Genomic DNA, 15,450 nt, shown 5'->3' on the forward strand with positions numbered 1-15,450 from the left:
GCCGATACGCCATCCCCGCCTCCCCCTTCAGATCGGTCTTAGAGAATCGCAGATTCGCCTTTGCGCAAAGCCCTCGCAAGCGGGAGAGGGGGCGCACCGCCTTTGCGACTGCCACTTGGCCTAATTCCGTCAACCGCTAGGACCTGACCCAGCTGGCCTCGATCTTCTTCGTTAGTCAGTCCGCACCGGATGCGGCAGCGGGACGCTTGAGATGCGCGTCCCGCTCCTGCACCATGCGACCAAGCCGCGGCCATGACCGTGGCATTGCGATCGGCTGCGATCGCCAAGAAGGATGACTGGGGAGAAACTCTCGATGAACCGCCGCGAACTCCTGCGCGCCGCTGCCGCATTGCCGCTTGCGCAGACTGCGCTCGCCAACTCCGCGTTTGCGCAAGGCGCCTATCCCAACCGCAACATCACGATGATCGTGCCGTTTCCGGCCGGCGGCCAGGCCGACCTTGCGGCACGGCCGGTGGCGCTCGCGCTGGAGCGCATCCTCGGCAAGCCCGTGATCGTCGACAATCGCGCCGGCGGAGCAGGCGGATCGATCGGCAATGCACAGGCCGCGCGCGCCGAGCCAGACGGCTATACGCTGCTGATGACGCTGTCCTCGCTCGCGGTGCTGCCGGAGGCCGACCGGCTGTTCGATCGTCCGGTTGCTTACGAGGTGTCGCAGTTCGCGCCGGTCGCACGCGTGCTCGCTGACCCGACGCTGCTGGCGGTGCCGGCCTCGGCGCCGTGGAAATCGCTGCAGGAATTCGTCGATGACGCGAAGAAACGCCCGGGACAGATCCCCTACGGCTCGTCCGGTCCGTACGGCACGCTGCATGTCGCGATGGAGATGTTCGCGGCGAGCGCAGGGATAAAGCTGCTGCACGTGCCGTTCCGCGGCGCAGGCCCGGCGCTCACCGCGCTGCTTTCCGGCACCGTGCAGGCATTGGCGTCAGCGCCGGGCACGCTCAAGCAGCAGGTCGAGGACGGCAAGATGCGCGTGCTCGCCAATTGGGGCGCCGAGCGGATCGCAAGCTTCCCCGATCTGCCGACGTTCAAGGAACTCGGCTACAAGGACGTCGAGTTCTACATCTGGGCGGGACTGTTCGCGCAAGCCGCGCTGCCGATGCCGATCATGGACCGGCTGCGCGCGGCGATGGCCGATGCGGTGAAGGCGCCGGAGGTGATCAAGACCTTCGAAACCGCGGGCAGTCCGGTTGCCTATATGGACGCGCCGGCGTTCTCAAAATTTGTTGCAGACGACAGCGCGCGGTTGATCGCTGCGGTGAAAAAGATCGGCAAGGTCGAATAGGTCCCTCCGGGACAAACTCTCTTCACTTTTAGTTGTCCGCGTGAACGATCCTTGGCCGCATTCATTGGGCAGCTTTGGAGCAAATCGCGGCGCGGGAACTTGCGCGCGCGGGCCAACATCTGGAACTACGGGAGCCCGACATGCGATCGCAGCGGATCGTCCTGAGCCTTGCCATAGCGATCGGCGGAGCTGCCACGGCAACGGCCGCGGTCGCCGAGGAGTATCGGGGAACCTGGGAACAGCAGATGGCGTGCACACCGGACGTGTGGCGGCTTTGCAGCGACCAGGTGCCCGACGTGCAGCGCATCGTGGCTTGCCTGCGGCAGAACACGCCGCAACTTTCCAACAGTTGTCGTGCCGTGTTCGAATCGAACGCGCAACAGCCGCAGACACAAGGCCGGGCCCAACAGCCGCAAATGCAGGGTCGTGCGCCGCAGCAGCCGCAGATGCAGCAGCGGCCGCGTGCACCACAGCCGGTGCAGCCGGCGCCATCGCGGCCACCGTTCGACGATGAGGACTAATTCTCGGGTCTGACTTCGCAGACGTCGACCCATTCGGCTGCGGTCAGCTCCGCCATCCTGTCGGGCGTGATGCGGACCGCGCTGTGGGTCGAGCCCGCCGCCGGCACCACGACATCGAATGCCTTCAGCGATACGTCGCAATAGACCGGCAGTGGCGTCTTCAGCCCGAACGGGCAGACGCCGCCGACCTCGTGACCGGTGATGTCGGCGACCTCGTCGAGGCCGAGCATCTTCGGCTTGCCGCCGAACGCCGCCTTGACCTTCTTGTTGTCCATCCGCGACGTCCCGGCGGCAACGATCAGCACCACGCGGTCGCCGACCCGCAGGCTCAACGTCTTGGCGATCCGCGCCGGCTCGACGCCGTAGGCCTCCGCCGCCAGCACGACGGTCGCGGAGCTCGTGGTGGATTCGATCACGGAGATTTCGGGCGCCTTCTCGGCGAAGAAGGCGCGGACGGAGTCGAGACTCATAATGTTCAGGACCTTGCAGACACCAGGGCGGGAAGTTCGGAGAGACCGTGGATCCGGTGATCGGGCACGACGCCGAGCTCGTCCATCTGGGTACGCAGTGCCTTGAACATCGTCAATGGGGCGACCGTCTCGCTTTCGACGCAGGCCAGCGCCATCGCTTCCGGCGTCACCCGCTCGATCCATGCGACGTTGAGGCCGAACGACTTGGCACCGCAGGCGTCCCACGGATTGGAGGAGATGAACAGCACCTCCGCCGGCGGTACTTTCAGCACCTCCTCGATCAGCGTGTAGGCTTCGGGCGCCGGCTTGAACACCTTGTGGGCATCGACGCTGATGGTCGCATCGAGCACGCGGTCGAGCCCCGAATTGCGCACCAGCGCATTCAGCATGTCGGGGCTGCCGTTGGAGAGGATCGCGAGCTTCTTGTCCTTCATCGCCTCGAGCGCGGCGACCGCATCCGGATACAGCGCCAGATGCTGATACTTGTCGATGATGCGAGCGAAGGTCGCCGCGTCATATTGCAGGCCGAGGCAGCGCAGCGTGTAGGCGAGGGAGTCGCGAGTTACGCCGGCGAAATCCTGGTAGCGCCGCATCAGCGAACGCAGCCAGCTATATTCGAGCTGCTTGATGCGCCAGATCTGCGTGATGATGTCGCCGTAGCCGGGGAACGCATCCTCGGTGACGTCGGCCACCGACTGGACGTCGTAGAGTGTGCCGTAGGCGTCGAAGACGATTGCCTTGATGGTCATTGTGATCTCTCTTGCCCGCCGATTGTCGCATACAGGAATTTCCTGAGTGCGTCGATGGATTGATCCCTGGCTACCTCGTTGAATTCGAGGTGATGACCGAGCATCTGCACCGGCGTGCTGTAATGCTGCACGTCGAAACCGTGATAGGCGCCGGGATAGACGATCAGCTCGATCGGATGTCCCGCACGATTCTGCCGGGAGATGCCGTAATCGTCGCGGCCTTCGGCCAGGGTCCGGCACTCCTTGGCCGGCGTCCAGTCGTCGAGCTCGCCGACCATGATCAGCGTCGGCACCGTCATGTCGCCCTTGATGCTGAGGCAGGGCGGGTAGAACGCGACGGCCGCGCGGAATTTCTCTGCCGCGTTATGTTCGATCGCGCCACGCTCGACCGAGAGCAGGGCGAGCCAGGCGCCTTGCGAGAACCCGACCACCGCGACGCGATCGGGATCGACCGCCGATTGCCGCGCGAGATAGCTCAGCGCACGATAGGCGTCATGGACGGTTGCGGCCGGCGCGCCGCTCGTGCAGGCGCTGGTGATGCCGCGCGGCCCGAACCGGTCGACCGTGAGCGTGACATAGCCCCAGGCCGCCAGCCGCTTGCCCCAGCGCTCGTCGAGTTGCTTGAAGAAGCCGCTGCAGCCGTGCAGCAGCACCACGGCGGGCGAGGGGCCCGGTCCATCGGGTGTTCGCAGATAACCCTGCAATGGCTGCGCACTTGCAAGCGGGCTCTCGAATTCGACGAACGCGGCCGGCTGCCCGGCGCGTGCCGCGCAGCAGAGTTCTGCGCTTCCGATCAGGAGTGCGGTGAGGGTGGCAAGTCCGGTGAAGTTCGTCATGAACCACCTCCGAAGCTTGCCGCCGATGATACTCCCTTAGATCATGATGCGCTTCCACGGAATCGCATCATGATCTCATCTCCTTGTTTGAGCATGATCTTTTCGGAAAACCGCTTCGCACTTTTCCGGATCATGCTCTAGATCCCCAAAATCTTCCGCGCGTTGGCCTTCATGACCTTCGGCCGGATCTCCTCGCGAATGTCGAGCTTGGCGAAATCGGCGAGCCAGCGGTCCGGCGTGATCACCGGCCAGTCCGAGCCGAACAGCATCTTGTCCTGCAGGATCGAGTTGATGTAGCGCACCAGGATCGGCGGGAAGTATTTCGGCGACCAGCCGGAGAGGTCGATATAGACGTTCGGCTTGTGGGTCGCGACCGACAGCGCCTCTTCCTGCCAGGGGAAGGAGGGATGCGCGAGGATGATCTTGAGGTCGGGGAAATCGGCCGCGACGTCGTCCATGTACATCGGGTTGGAATATTTCAGCCGCATCCCCATGCCGCCCGGCATGCCGGAGCCGACGCCGGTCTGACCGGTGTGGAATAGCGCGATCGCGCCGCCGTCATTGATGGCTTCATAGAGCGGATAGGCCATGCGGTCGTTGGCGTAGAAGCCCTGCATGGTCGGGTGGAATTTGAAGCCGCGGACGCCGTATTCCTCGATCAGCTTGCGTGCCTCGCGGACGCCGAGCTTGCCCTTGTGCGGATCGATCGAGACGAACGGGATCAGCACGTCGAGATGGTCGGAGGCGACCTCGAGCATTTCGTAATTGTTGTAGCGGCGGAAGCCGGTCTCGCGCTCGGCGTCGACCGGGAAGATCACCGCGGCGATGTTCTTGGCACGGTAATAGGCCGCGGTCTCCGGCACGGTCGGCGGATGCTTGTGCGGCGACTTGAAGTAGTCGGCCATCTGCGCCTGGAAGTCGTCATAGCCGTCGTCGCCATGCATGCCGCACGGCTCCTCGGCATGGGTGTGGATGTCGATCGCGGTGACCTTTTCGATGTCGGGCAGTTTGAGCTTGGGCATTCGGCTTCCCCGGCGGCGTGTTCATTGGTGATGGAAAATAATTATATGATATAACGATTTTCGCAAGCGCCGAGGAGTTGAAGGATTCTGGCCGTGCGCAGAGCTCAATCCGGCGCGTGGTCCAGTCGGGGCGGGCGCGAAGAGGCCGAAAACGCGATTCGGCGGCCGCCGCGCCATCGTCAAAGGGAGATGGCGGGTCGCCTCGATGGCCCGGATAATTGTGGCCGTCGCCGTTTCCGAAATAATCTCAAGGGTGTGGCGCGGTGCCTTCCGCGGGTTCCGGGCCAGGATAGGCCTGAAAATCGGCCGTCTCGGTTGACATTTAACGGTCCGATGGCTTAGAACCCGGCCGTCCCGGGCGGCAGGCCGCTTGTCGGGATAAATCCCATTTTGCCAGTTATTGGCATTGATCAGCTACGGCCTCCAACACGGGCCTTTCGAAGTAACAGGATTGTCCCATGAAGGTCCGTAACTCGCTGAAGTCGCTGCGCGGCCGCCATCGCAACAACCGATTGGTCCGTCGCAAGGGCCGCGTCTACGTGATCAACAAGGTCCAGCGCCGCTTCAAGGCGCGCCAGGGTTGATCCGACAAATCTGATCGACAAGGCTGATCCCGCCCGGATCGCCGGCCGATTCCGATCCTTCCTTCACAGGTCTTTGACGCCGCGCTGCTTTGCAGTGCGGCGTTGTGCGTCTAGACTTCGGCCATGGGATTAAAGCTCGGATTCAAGTTCCTGGGGCCCGCCAACCGCCGGCTGGCGATCCTGATCGCCGCGCTTCTGGCCGGACCTGTTTTGACTTTGCCTGTTCCAGCCGTCGCGCAGGACGATCCGCGGGTGGTCCCGCCGCCCAAGGCCCAGAAAAAACTACCTGAAGCGCCGACCAAGCTGCCGAAGGTGCCGGCCGACCGCACCCGCGGGCTGGATTTCCTGTTCGGCGCGTTGAAGGCCGCGCCCGACGAGGACAGCGCCCGCCATGTCGAGGCGCGGATCTGGGCGCTGTGGCTGCAAACCCCGAGCGATACCGCGGCGTTGTTGATGGTGCGCGCCAAGGCGGCGATCGATGCCCAGAATGTCGATGTCGCGCTGAAGCTGCTGGACGCGGTGATCAAGCTCCGCCCCGACTATGTCGAGGCCTGGAACCGGCGTGCGACGATCTACTATTTGAAGAACGATTACGTTCGTTCGCTGGGAGACCTGCAGCAGGTGCTGACCCGTGAACCCCGCCATTTCGGCGCGCTGGCAGGCGTCGGCATGATCATGCAGGACATGGGCGACGACAAGCGTGCGCTCGACGCCTTCCGCAAGGCGCTGGCTGTCGATCCCTACCTCGAGAAGGTGCCGCAAATCGTCAAGCAGCTGACCGAAAAGGTCGAAGGCCGCGATATCTGATTGCGTGCGATTGATCGCGATCGGTGGGGCGATGGCCGCGAATGGGCACGTTGCTCACGAGCCTGATGCTTGCTCGCGATACGGTCCGGCGCAGGACGCTAGTGCAAGAACTTGCCGCGGGACGCGGTGTCCTGGGCTACGGCAGCATAGAATTGCTGAAGCTCCGCCTCCAGGTGCTCATTCACCAGCAACAGTGCCTTCAGGGCGCCGCGCAGGTCGCCATTGCAACTCGCCACGATCTGATCGATGGCCGCATCGCTAGGGTCGGAAATCATGGTACTCCTCCGATTACTTCCCGTTGAACTCGTCATGCGGACGCCGGTTCCTGTGGATACTGTGTACAAGCCAGGAAGCGTTCCAGTAGCGTCCCGGTGTCGATGAAGCCTCGCGTCTGATGGCGAAAATGCCACCGCCAATCTATGAAATTACTGATGACGCAGGTATGAACCCGCTATCCACAGGCTGGGCGCATTGTGGACAACTCCGCGCCGTGCGCGAGCCGGAAAATTGACGATTGGCTTTTCGAACAAGAGCATACCCGGGCAGGGGGCACATCCGCGCGAAACCTGATTTCGGCTTCGTCGTAATTGTCAGGTGCCCAATCAGGTGCCTAAGACCTTTCGGATCCCCTCGATGTTGACCGTAATCATTGCGCTGGCGGTAGCCGGGCTGGTGCTGGCCCTGGCGACACAGCTCGGCGCCCTGCTGATCCAGCGCGCCTTTCCGCCTCGGGGCCGAATGATCGATGTGGCCGGGGCGCGGCTGCATGTGGTCGAACTCGGCCCGCGCGACGCGGTCGGGCCGCCGGTCGTGATGCTGCATGGCGCAAGCTCCAATCTGCGCGCGATGCAGCCGCTCGGCGATCGCATTGCCAAAGCGCGCCGGGTGATCCTGATCGACCGGCCGGGTCACGGCTGGAGTCCGCGCGAGCGCGTCGCGGATTCGACGCCCGCGATCCAGGGCCGGATGATCGTGGAGGCGCTGACCAGGCTCGGCGTCGAGCGGGCGATCGTGGTGGCGCATTCCTGGGCCGGCGCGCTTGCCTTGCGCATTGCACTGGATCATCCGGATCGCGTCGCCGGCCTCGTGCTGCTCGCCCCTGTGGCCTATCCGTGGCGCGGCGGCGCCGGACGCTACAATGACGTGATTGCGACGCCGCTGATCGGGCCGTTGCTTGCGCATACGATCACGCTGCCGCTCGGTCTCCTCATTGCCAGTTCGGCTGCGCGCGGCGTGTTCGCGCCGCAGCCCATGCCGGTCGATTTCGTCCGCGACAGCGAGTCATTGCTCCTGCTGCGCCCGCGCGAATTCATCGCCAATGCGCGCGACCTCGTCACGCTGAAGGCCGCCGTTGTCGAACAGGCCCCGCGCTATGCCGAGATCAGGGCGCCGCTGTCAATCATTTCGGGCGACGTCGACAAGACGGTCTCGACCGGCATCCACTCGCGGCCGCTCGCCGCATCGGCGCCGAACGCGAAGCTGATCGTGCTGCCGGGCACAGGCCACATGGTGCAGTACGTCGTGCCTGACCTCGTGGCGTCCGAGATCGAGACGATGGCCGGCCTGATGGTGCGGGACGTGGTGACGGCGCAATAGCTGCCGCGCCTTTGCGCCGCGCGAATGTGATCCGGCAAGGCTTGCGCCGCCGCGCGGCGCCGAACATCATGCGGCTCACCGGTTTCGGATTGCAGCAAAGGACACGTCTCATGCGGATCGACAACATTGCCGACCTCATCGCTGAAACCCTTGCCCAGGCCGGCGTGAAGCGCATCTACGGCGTCGTCGGCGACAGCCTCAACGGCCTGACCGAGGCGTTGCGCAAGCGCGGCACGATCGATTGGCTGCATGTGCGTCACGAGGAGGTGGCCGCGTTCGCCGCCGCCGCCGAATCCCAGATCACGGGCGCGCTCGCGGTGTGCGCGGGCTCCTGCGGCCCCGGCAATCTCCATCTCATCAACGGCCTGTTCGATGCGCATCGCAGCCGCACGCCGGTGCTGGCGCTCGCGGCGCAGATCCCCTCCGCTGAAATAGGCGGCGGCTATTTCCAGGAGACCCATCCGCAGGACCTGTTTCGCGAATGCAGCCATTATTGCGAGCTGGTGTCGGATCCGGCGCAACTGCCCTACATGCTGGAGAACGCGATCCGCGCCGCGGTCGGCAAGCGCGGCGTCGCCGTATTGGTGCTGCCCGGCGACGTCGCGATGCGGACCGCGCCGAAGCGCGACATCGCGCCGAATGCCGGCCTGCTGCCGCCGGCGCCGGTGGTGCGTCCGGCCGAACCTGAGTTGAATGCGCTGGCGGCGCTGCTCAATGGCGCGCGGCGCGTCACGCTGTTCTGCGGCCGCGGCTGCGCCGGGGCGCATGACGGCTTGATCAAGCTTGCCGAGACGCTGAAGAGCCCGATCGTACACGCGCTCGGCGGCAAGGAATATGTCGAATACGACAACCCCTACGACGTCGGCATGACCGGCTTCATCGGCTTCTCCTCCGGCTATGCCGCCATGCACGGCTGCGACGTGCTGCTGATGCTGGGCACCGATTTTCCCTACAAGCAGTTCTTCCCGACCGGCATCAACATCGCGCAGGTCGATATCCGCCCCGAAAATCTCGGCCGCCGCTGCAAGCTCGATCTCGGCATCGTCGGCGACGTCGGCGAGACCATCGCCGCGCTGCTGCCGAAGCTCCATGTGAAGACCGACCGCAAGCATCTCGATGCCAGCCTCGCGCATTACAAGGACGCCCGCGCCGGGCTCGACGATCTCGCCCGCGGCAAGCCGGGCCAAAAGCCGATCCATCCGCAATATCTGGCGCGCCTGCTCAGCGAGCAGGCGAGCGAGGATGCGGTATTCACCGCCGACGTCGGCACGCCGACGATCTGGGCCGCGCGCTATCTGAAAATGAATGGCCGCCGCCGTCTGGTCGGCTCCTGGGTACATGGCTCGATGGCCAATGCGATGGCGCATGCGATCGGCGCGCAGGCGGCGCAGCCCGGCCGGCAGGTGGTGTCGATGTCCGGCGACGGCGGCTTTGCCATGCTGATGGGCGATCTGATCACGCTGACCCAGGCCAAGCTACCGGTGAAGGTCGTGATCTTCAACAACAGCGTGCTCGGCTTCGTCGCGCTGGAGATGAAGGCCGCCGGCTTCATCGAGACCGGGGTCGATCTGAAGAATCCGGATTTCGCGGCGATGGCACGCGCCATGGGCATTCACGGCGTCAGGGTGGAGGATCCCGGCGAGCTCGAGGGCGCGATCCGCGACGTGCTCGCGCATGACGGCCCGGCGGTGCTCGACGTCGTGACCGCGACGCAGGAGCTGTCGATGCCGCCGACCATTACGCTGGAGCAGGTGAAGGGATTCAGCCTGTGGGTGCTGCGCGCGGTGATGAGCGGCCGCGGCGACGAGGTGGTCGATCTCGCCAAGACCAATCTGTTGCCGCGCTGATCGCGGCGGCCAGGCATGATCCGGAAGCGGGTGGCGATTTCTGTCGCGACAAACGCGAGACGGGTCTGCGCGGAGATCATGTTCAAATCAGAGAGCCAGAAGGGGATGGCGTTTCGAAGAAAAGCCATCCCGTTCTAACGTCCGCCCCGGCATTGGCGCCGGGCGGACGGCGACCGATACCGCCGATTACTTCTGCTTGCCGTCCTTGTCGAACGAGGAGACATAGGCCCAGAGGTTGTTGGCCTCGTTCTCGTTCTTGATGCCGGCGAATGCCATCTTGGTGCCGGGGATCTTGGCCTTCGGATCCTTGATGTATTCGAGGAAGGTTTCCTTGTTCCAGGTGATGCCGGAATTCTTGTTGGCATCGGAATAATTGTAGTCCGGCGCGGAGCCGGAATGGCGGCCGTCGAGGCCGTTGAGCTCGGGGCCGACCTTGTTCTTGGCGCCTTCGCCGATTGCGTGGCACGCGAGGCATTTATTGAACGAGGTCTTGCCGGCGGCGGCATCCTGCGCCAGCGCGGAGGATGCGGAAGCCAGCGATGTGACGACCGCCAGCGCGCTCAAGGTCTTTAGGTTCATGGGGTTCTCTTCGTTTCGTCCCGGGAGGTAGTGATCGTTTGTGGCATGTCCGGCTTGGACAGGACAAGCCACGAAACTTTGACAGGTTTCGAGGCCGCCCGCTTGTCCGAGAGAGAACTCGCCATTGCTGGGTGGGGCAATCCGACCTTCGGCCGGTCCACTGAAACAGGTGCAGACGTAATTGATTTGTCGTAACAAATCGGCGAAGGGCAAAAGCCCAGCCGAGGGAACAACGATGTCCATCATGATGCCGGCGGCCGACCAGGCCGTCCTCGCTCGCCGCGCCGAAATCGTGGCCGCCTTGCGCGCAATCGTCCCGGGCGAGGGCGTGATCGACAGTGCCGCCGAGATGCTGGCCTATGAATCCGACGGCCTGACTGCCTATCGGCAGCCGCCGATGGTCGTGGTGCTGCCCGATACCACCGAGCAGGTGTCGAAGGTCCTCAAATATTGCCAGGGCCAGGGCATCAAGGTGGTGCCGCGCGGCTCCGGCACCTCGCTGTCCGGCGGCGCGCTGCCGCTTGCCGACGGCGTGCTGCTCGGACTAGGCAAGTTCAAGCGGATTCGCGAGATCGACTTCGACAACCGCGTCGTTGTCACCGAGCCCGGCGTCACCAACCTCGCGATCAGCCAGGCGGTCGCCCATGCCGGCTTCTACTACGCGCCCGATCCGTCGTCGCAGATCGCCTGCTCGATCGGCGGCAATGTCGCGGAGAATTCCGGCGGCGTGCACTGCCTGAAATACGGCATGACGACCAACAACGTGCTCGGCTGCGAGATCGTGCTGATGTCGGGCGAGATCCTGCGCATCGGCGGCAAGTCGGCCGAGAATGCCGGCTATGATCTGATGGGAATCATCACCGGCTCGGAGGGGCTGCTCGGCGTCATCACCGAGATCACGGTGCGCATCCTGCAGAAGCCGGAGACGGCGCGTGCGCTGATGGTCGGTTTCGCCGAGGTCGAAGCGGCCGGCGAATGCGTCGCGCGGATCATCGGCGCCGGCATCATCCCCGGCGGCATGGAGATGATGGACAAGCCCGCGATCCACGCCGCGGAGGCGTTCGTCCATGCCGGTTATCCGCTCGACGTCGAGGCGCTGTTGATCATTGAGCTCGACGGCCCTCAGGTCGAGGTCGACGAGCTGATTAAGCGCGTCGAGGCGATCGCGCAGGGCTGCGGCTCGACCTCCTGCCAGATCTCGACCTCGGAGGCCGAGCGCAATCTGTTCTGGGCCGGCCGCAAGGCGGCGTTCCCCGCGGTCGGGCGCATCTCGCCGGACTATCTCTGCATGGACGGCACCATCCCGCGCGGCGCCTTGCCGAAGGCCCTGGCGCGGATCCGCGAGCTCTCCGAGAAATACGGCCTCGGCGTCGCCAATGTGTTCCACGCCGGCGACGGCAATCTGCATCCCTTGATCCTCTACGATGCCAACAAGCCGGGCGAGATCGAGAAGGCGGAGGCGTTCGGCGCCGACATCCTGCGCTGCTGCGTCGAGCTCGGCGGCGTGCTCACCGGCGAGCACGGGGTCGGCATCGAGAAGCGCGACCTGATGCCGGACATGTTCACCGAGATCGACCTCAACCAGCAGCAGCGGCTGAAATGCGCCTTCGATGCCCAGGGCCTGCTCAACCCCGGCAAGGTGTTTCCGACCCTGCACCGCTGCGCCGAGCTCGGCCGCGTCCATGTCCACGCCGGCAAGCTGGCGTTCCCGGACATCCCGCGGTTCTAGTACCGTCTGAGCAGCCCCGACGCCGCGCCGCTATCGCCATAGCCCGCGCAGGCCGCTTCCGGGTCTCTGATCAACGCCGCCCGGACGCGCTTGAAGGTCTTGCCGGCCGCTTCGGACACCTCGGGGCGGAATTTGCGCGGATCGTAGTCGTTGCCGTCGTGAGCCTTGATGGCTGCGTCGAACGCATTGATCATGGCCATCGCGGCGTCGGGGCTGCCGAGGAGTCTGGCGCCCGTTTGAACGCCGCCGGCACCATTGGCCTCATAGCCGGTGCATCGTTGTTCGAGCACCGCGGCTGCGGTAGCGAGCTGGTCGAGGAACGTCGCCTCGGCGTCGGTGAGCAGAGCGGCACGCGCCTGTCCCGGCGCGATCATCGCGAGCAGCACGATGGCTATCGGTTTGATGTGCATCGTGATGGTTCTCCTGGCGGAGCCGCGATCAAATCAACGGTTGCCGAATGACGATAACAAGCCCTGCTTCCACGGCATCAGGAGCCACGTCAGCTATTGGCCCCGAGGCCAACGTGCTGAGTGTGCGCCCAGAGCCACCAACGCGCGAGGGCCGGTCGATACAATTCGACGGATCGCCCTAGCCATTCGATAACCTTAACCAATGCTTGCCGCGGTGGCCGCCGTCGCGCGTCGCTGCAATTACAGCGCGGACCCATTTACACGGCCTTAGACTGTTGCTCGGTATTTTCCGCAGATGCATGTCTTCGGGAGCACATCGATGCCCAGCCTGGCCGATCAGCTGGCGCTTTCGCGCAATCGGCCCGCGGGTTTCGACTATATGCGGATCGCGCTGGCGGCGTCGATCATTGGCCTGCACAGCACGAACGTGACGCTCGGGCTCGGCCGCGCGCTGGAAATCCAGAGCACGCTGCGTATCGGCGTCGCGATGATCCTCGCGCTGTTCTTTGCCCTGAGCGGCTTCCTGGTGACCGCGAGCCTGCTCCGGTGCAAGAGCCTGATTTCCTTCCTCGGCCTGCGCGTGCTGCGGATTGGGCCGGCGCTCGCGGTCGAAACCACGCTATCGGCAATCATCATCGGTTCGGTCTTCACCGAGCTGCCGTTGGCGCAATATGTCGCCGATCCGAAATTCCACGCCTATTTTCTCAATATCGTCGGCGACATCCATTACGAGCTGCCGGGCGTATTCCTGCACAATCCGCTGCCGGATCTGGTGAACGCCCAGCTCTGGACCGTGCCGTATGAGCTGTGGTGCTACGTCATCCTGGCGCTGCTCGCCGTGCTCACGATTTGCTTCAATCGGGTGGCGTTCCTGGGGTTCATGGTGATCGCCCAGATCGGGCTCATCGTCTACGACATCTGCCGCTGGGACGAGGTGCCGATCCAGCTTCGCCCGCACCTTCTGGTGTTCTGCTTCCTTGCCGGCGTCGGCTTCTACCTCTGGCGCGACAAGGTGCCGTTCAACCGCACTGTGTGCCTGCTGGCGCTGGTGCTGTGCGCCGCCGGCATGGCGACCGGACGCGGCGATGCGCTGGCTCCCGTGCCGGCCGCCTATGTCGCGTGCTATCTCGGCCTGATGAACCCGCGGCGGAGCTGGATCGTCTCGTCAGGCGATTACTCCTACGGGCTCTATCTCTACGGCTTCGTCATCCAGCAATGCGTCGCCACGTTCGGCCCGCCGGTTCAGCATTGGTATCTAAACCTCCTGATCAGCCTGCCGCTCGCCTTCGGCGTCGCCGTCGCGTCCTGGCATCTCGTCGAGAAACACGCGCTTCGGCTCCGAACCCAGGTCGAGAGCCTCGAGGCCGCGGTGCTGTCGCGGATCTCGATCGTCGGCTTCTGGCGCAGGCCGCCCGAGCGGGCCGGCTTGCGCGCAACGCTCGGCAACAGCGGCGCGTCGATCTGACCCGCGCCGGCGGGAAGGAGAGCTTCGGTTCTGATTGAATCAGAACCGAAGCTCTCGCTTCTTGTTTTGACGCGTTTTCTTCACGCGAACCGCGTCCACTTCGCTCGAAAACGCTCTACCATCCTCCCCGCCGCGCCTTTCTTCACAGCAGCGCGTATTGCGACCGCTCGCGCTTGGCGAGCAGCGGCAGCGCTTGCTCCGCGATGTAGGTCTTGAAAGCCGCGCTGTCCTGGTGTGCCTTGAACGCGGCTTCGTCCTGGAACAATTCGTAGAACAGGAATTGCGCCGGATTGTCCTTGCCGCGGCCGATCAGGAACAGCTTGGTGCCCGGGTCCTTCTGCGCCTCGGGCAGGAAGCCGTCGAGGATTTCCGCGACCTTGTCGGCCTGTCCCTCCTTGGCTTCCCATTGCGCCACAACCAGAAGGCCAGCGGTGTTGATTGCATCGCTGATGGTTCTCGTGCTCATCGCATAGTGCTTCATTGGCAGTCCTCCGTTGCTTTGCTCCGATCGAGCTTGCGATCCGGCCCAGGGCGATACGCCGGCGATCGCCATGATCGCTGCGGACCAGGCGACGGCCGATCGCCGGGTGAGCATCATCGTCGTGGTCGAAACTTCCGAACGTTTCATGATCGCCTCCAGATGATTCGCGCCAACCGTCCTGCCGGCCGAACCGCAACGCGAGAGATAGTCGATCGTTCGGCGAACCGAGTTCGGTGATGATCGAAATGTCGATGTCGTGAACATTTCGATCATGATCGAAGCGTTGCAGCGGCATGACGTGCGACAAGCGCAGGGGAAATATTTCGATCGATGCGGAGCCGGCCATGCAGACCATCGCACCAGAGCTTGCCGAACTCGCCGGGCTGATCGCCGATCCCGGACGCGCCGGCATCCTGTCGCGGCTGATGGACGGACGCCCGCAGACTGCGAGCGAACTGGCGCTGGTCGCGGGCGTGACGCCCCAGACCGCGAGCTGGCACCTTTCGCGCATGGTCGAGCGGGCGCTGCTCAAGGTCGAGCGGCGTGGTCCGCGCCGCTTCTACCGGCTGGCCACGCCGCTGGTTGCGCAGATGCTCGAGGGCATGATGACGGTTGCCGCGATCGATCCGCACCCGTCCCGGCCGCCGCCGCGCATCGATCCCGAGATGCGCCGGGCCCGGACCTGCTACGACCACCTTGCCGGCGAGCTCGGCGTCGCCGTCACCGATGCGATGCGGGACCGCGGCCACCTCAATCTCGACCAGGAGGCCGGCGAGCTGACCGCTTCCGGCCGTGCATTGCTCGGCGATCTCGGCATCGACCTGCGTTCGCCGGCGCGGAGCCGGCGGATCTTGTGCCGGCCGTGTCTCGACTGGAGCGAGCGGCGTCCGCATCTGGCCGGGCGGGCAGGGGCCGCGGTTGCCGACCTTGCGCTGCAACGGGACTGGATCCGGCGCCGGCCGCAGGGCCGCTCCGTCGAAATCACCGACGCCGGACTCCTCGCATTCAGAAATTTGTTCGGTGCGCGCATTTGATTTCGGAGCCGAATTTC

The 15,450-nt window shown here is 64.6% G+C and carries 17 protein-coding genes; 9 read left to right on the forward strand and 8 right to left on the reverse strand.

All coding sequences use genetic code 11. From position 1 onward, the window contains the following. Positions 1–313 precede the first annotated feature (313 nt). Complete coding sequence (locus IF803_RS21630; RefSeq protein ID WP_461193404.1) at positions 314–1,303, forward strand: tripartite tricarboxylate transporter substrate binding protein; 990 nt, start codon at positions 314–316, stop codon at positions 1,301–1,303. Positions 1,304–1,443: 140 nt separating this feature from the next. After that, on the forward strand, positions 1,444–1,824 hold the full coding sequence (locus IF803_RS21635; protein ID WP_461193405.1) for a hypothetical protein: 381 nt from the start codon (positions 1,444–1,446) through the stop codon (positions 1,822–1,824). Here IF803_RS21635 and IF803_RS21640 read toward each other — a convergent pair. From IF803_RS21640 to IF803_RS21655, 4 genes are all read right to left on the reverse strand, one after another. Then, on the reverse strand, positions 1,821–2,294 hold the full coding sequence (locus tag IF803_RS21640) for a YbaK/EbsC family protein (RefSeq protein WP_028341121.1): 474 nt from the start codon (positions 2,292–2,294) through the stop codon (positions 1,821–1,823). The genes IF803_RS21635 and IF803_RS21640 overlap by 4 nt on opposite strands. Positions 2,295–2,299: 5 nt before the next feature. Further along, complete coding sequence (locus IF803_RS21645; protein WP_283064660.1) at positions 2,300–3,043, reverse strand: haloacid dehalogenase type II; 744 nt, start codon at positions 3,041–3,043, stop codon at positions 2,300–2,302. After that, a complete protein-coding gene (locus IF803_RS21650) occupies positions 3,040–3,879 on the reverse strand; it encodes a dienelactone hydrolase family protein (protein WP_461193406.1) in 840 nt (279 codons plus the stop codon). The genes IF803_RS21645 and IF803_RS21650 overlap by 4 nt, the downstream gene beginning before the upstream one ends. A gap of 137 nt (positions 3,880–4,016) precedes the next feature. Further along, entirely contained in the window at positions 4,017–4,901 is an 885-nt protein-coding gene (locus tag IF803_RS21655; protein WP_018269758.1) for a 4-hydroxyphenyl-beta-ketoacyl-CoA hydrolase, read from the reverse strand. A gap of 458 nt (positions 4,902–5,359) precedes the next feature. Here IF803_RS21655 and ykgO point away from each other — a divergent pair, with 458 nt between their 5' ends. Both ykgO and IF803_RS21665 read left to right on the forward strand, forming a co-directional pair. Further along, positions 5,360–5,485 (forward strand): type B 50S ribosomal protein L36, encoded by a 126-nt coding sequence (ykgO, locus tag IF803_RS21660; protein ID WP_002718645.1) that lies wholly within the window; start codon positions 5,360–5,362, stop codon positions 5,483–5,485. Between the two features lie 123 nt (positions 5,486–5,608). Further along, positions 5,609–6,292, forward strand: a complete 684-nt coding sequence (locus tag IF803_RS21665) for a tetratricopeptide repeat protein (protein WP_461193407.1) — start codon at positions 5,609–5,611, stop codon at positions 6,290–6,292. 98 nt (positions 6,293–6,390) lie between these two features. Here IF803_RS21665 and IF803_RS21670 read toward each other — a convergent pair whose 3' ends face one another. Further along, complete coding sequence (locus IF803_RS21670; RefSeq protein ID WP_018269760.1) at positions 6,391–6,567, reverse strand: hypothetical protein; 177 nt, start codon at positions 6,565–6,567, stop codon at positions 6,391–6,393. Between the two features lie 358 nt (positions 6,568–6,925). Here IF803_RS21670 and IF803_RS21675 point away from each other — a divergent pair, with 358 nt between their 5' ends. Next, complete coding sequence (locus IF803_RS21675) at positions 6,926–7,888, forward strand: alpha/beta fold hydrolase (protein WP_461193408.1); 963 nt, start codon at positions 6,926–6,928, stop codon at positions 7,886–7,888. A gap of 110 nt (positions 7,889–7,998) precedes the next feature. After that, positions 7,999–9,735, forward strand: a complete 1,737-nt coding sequence (poxB, locus tag IF803_RS21680; RefSeq protein ID WP_461193409.1) for a ubiquinone-dependent pyruvate dehydrogenase — start codon at positions 7,999–8,001, stop codon at positions 9,733–9,735. Between the two features lie 186 nt (positions 9,736–9,921). Here poxB and cycA read toward each other — a convergent pair whose 3' ends face one another. After that, a complete protein-coding gene (gene cycA / locus IF803_RS21685) occupies positions 9,922–10,314 on the reverse strand; it encodes a cytochrome c-550 CycA (protein WP_018269764.1) in 393 nt (130 codons plus the stop codon). A 235-nt stretch (positions 10,315–10,549) separates the two neighbouring features. Between cycA and IF803_RS21690 the strand changes: the two genes are divergently transcribed. Beyond that, the gene (locus tag IF803_RS21690; protein WP_461193410.1) at positions 10,550–12,043 is read left to right on the forward strand and encodes an FAD-linked oxidase C-terminal domain-containing protein; all 1,494 of its coding nucleotides are present in this window, start codon (positions 10,550–10,552) and stop codon (positions 12,041–12,043) included. Here the strand turns inward: IF803_RS21690 and IF803_RS21695 are convergent. After that, the gene (locus IF803_RS21695; protein WP_461193411.1) at positions 12,040–12,453 is read right to left on the reverse strand and encodes a hypothetical protein; all 414 of its coding nucleotides are present in this window, start codon (positions 12,451–12,453) and stop codon (positions 12,040–12,042) included. The two genes, IF803_RS21690 and IF803_RS21695, sit on opposite strands and share 4 nt — an antisense overlap. A gap of 319 nt (positions 12,454–12,772) precedes the next feature. On the opposite strand from IF803_RS21695, the gene IF803_RS21700 reads away from it, so the two are divergent. Then, positions 12,773–13,918: an acyltransferase family protein gene (locus tag IF803_RS21700; protein WP_461193412.1), complete on the forward strand. Its 1,146-nt coding sequence runs from the start codon at positions 12,773–12,775 to the stop codon at positions 13,916–13,918. A gap of 142 nt (positions 13,919–14,060) precedes the next feature. Here IF803_RS21700 and IF803_RS21705 read toward each other — a convergent pair whose 3' ends face one another. Beyond that, on the reverse strand, positions 14,061–14,546 hold the full coding sequence (locus IF803_RS21705) for a putative quinol monooxygenase (RefSeq protein ID WP_461193413.1): 486 nt from the start codon (positions 14,544–14,546) through the stop codon (positions 14,061–14,063). 197 nt (positions 14,547–14,743) lie between these two features. Between IF803_RS21705 and IF803_RS21710 the strand changes: the two genes are divergently transcribed. Next, positions 14,744–15,433 carry an ArsR/SmtB family transcription factor gene (locus tag IF803_RS21710; protein WP_461193414.1) on the forward strand — a complete coding sequence of 230 codons (690 nt, stop codon included), beginning with the start codon at positions 14,744–14,746 and terminating at the stop codon, positions 15,431–15,433. Positions 15,434–15,450 lie beyond the last annotated feature (17 nt).

The organism is Bradyrhizobium sp. UFLA06-06 (assembly GCF_054820065.1).

Coding starts and splice junctions, on each gene's coding strand:
- IF803_RS21630 (WP_461193404.1), top strand. CDS start 314: ATGAACCGCCGCGAACTCCTGCGCGCCGCTGCCGCATTGCCGCTTGCG.
- IF803_RS21635 (WP_461193405.1), top strand. CDS start 1,444: ATGCGATCGCAGCGGATCGTCCTGAGCCTTGCCATAGCGATCGGCGGA.
- IF803_RS21640 (WP_028341121.1), bottom strand. CDS start 2,294: ATGAGTCTCGACTCCGTCCGCGCCTTCTTCGCCGAGAAGGCGCCCGAA.
- IF803_RS21645 (WP_283064660.1), bottom strand. CDS start 3,043: ATGACCATCAAGGCAATCGTCTTCGACGCCTACGGCACACTCTACGAC.
- IF803_RS21650 (WP_461193406.1), bottom strand. CDS start 3,879: ATGACGAACTTCACCGGACTTGCCACCCTCACCGCACTCCTGATCGGA.
- IF803_RS21655 (WP_018269758.1), bottom strand. CDS start 4,901: ATGCCCAAGCTCAAACTGCCCGACATCGAAAAGGTCACCGCGATCGAC.
- ykgO (WP_002718645.1), top strand. CDS start 5,360: ATGAAGGTCCGTAACTCGCTGAAGTCGCTGCGCGGCCGCCATCGCAAC.
- IF803_RS21665 (WP_461193407.1), top strand. CDS start 5,609: ATGGGATTAAAGCTCGGATTCAAGTTCCTGGGGCCCGCCAACCGCCGG.
- IF803_RS21670 (WP_018269760.1), bottom strand. CDS start 6,567: ATGATTTCCGACCCTAGCGATGCGGCCATCGATCAGATCGTGGCGAGT.
- IF803_RS21675 (WP_461193408.1), top strand. CDS start 6,926: ATGTTGACCGTAATCATTGCGCTGGCGGTAGCCGGGCTGGTGCTGGCC.
- poxB (WP_461193409.1), top strand. CDS start 7,999: ATGCGGATCGACAACATTGCCGACCTCATCGCTGAAACCCTTGCCCAG.
- cycA (WP_018269764.1), bottom strand. CDS start 10,314: ATGAACCTAAAGACCTTGAGCGCGCTGGCGGTCGTCACATCGCTGGCT.
- IF803_RS21690 (WP_461193410.1), top strand. CDS start 10,550: ATGTCCATCATGATGCCGGCGGCCGACCAGGCCGTCCTCGCTCGCCGC.
- IF803_RS21695 (WP_461193411.1), bottom strand. CDS start 12,453: ATGCACATCAAACCGATAGCCATCGTGCTGCTCGCGATGATCGCGCCG.
- IF803_RS21700 (WP_461193412.1), top strand. CDS start 12,773: ATGCCCAGCCTGGCCGATCAGCTGGCGCTTTCGCGCAATCGGCCCGCG.
- IF803_RS21705 (WP_461193413.1), bottom strand. CDS start 14,546: ATGAAACGTTCGGAAGTTTCGACCACGACGATGATGCTCACCCGGCGA.
- IF803_RS21710 (WP_461193414.1), top strand. CDS start 14,744: ATGCAGACCATCGCACCAGAGCTTGCCGAACTCGCCGGGCTGATCGCC.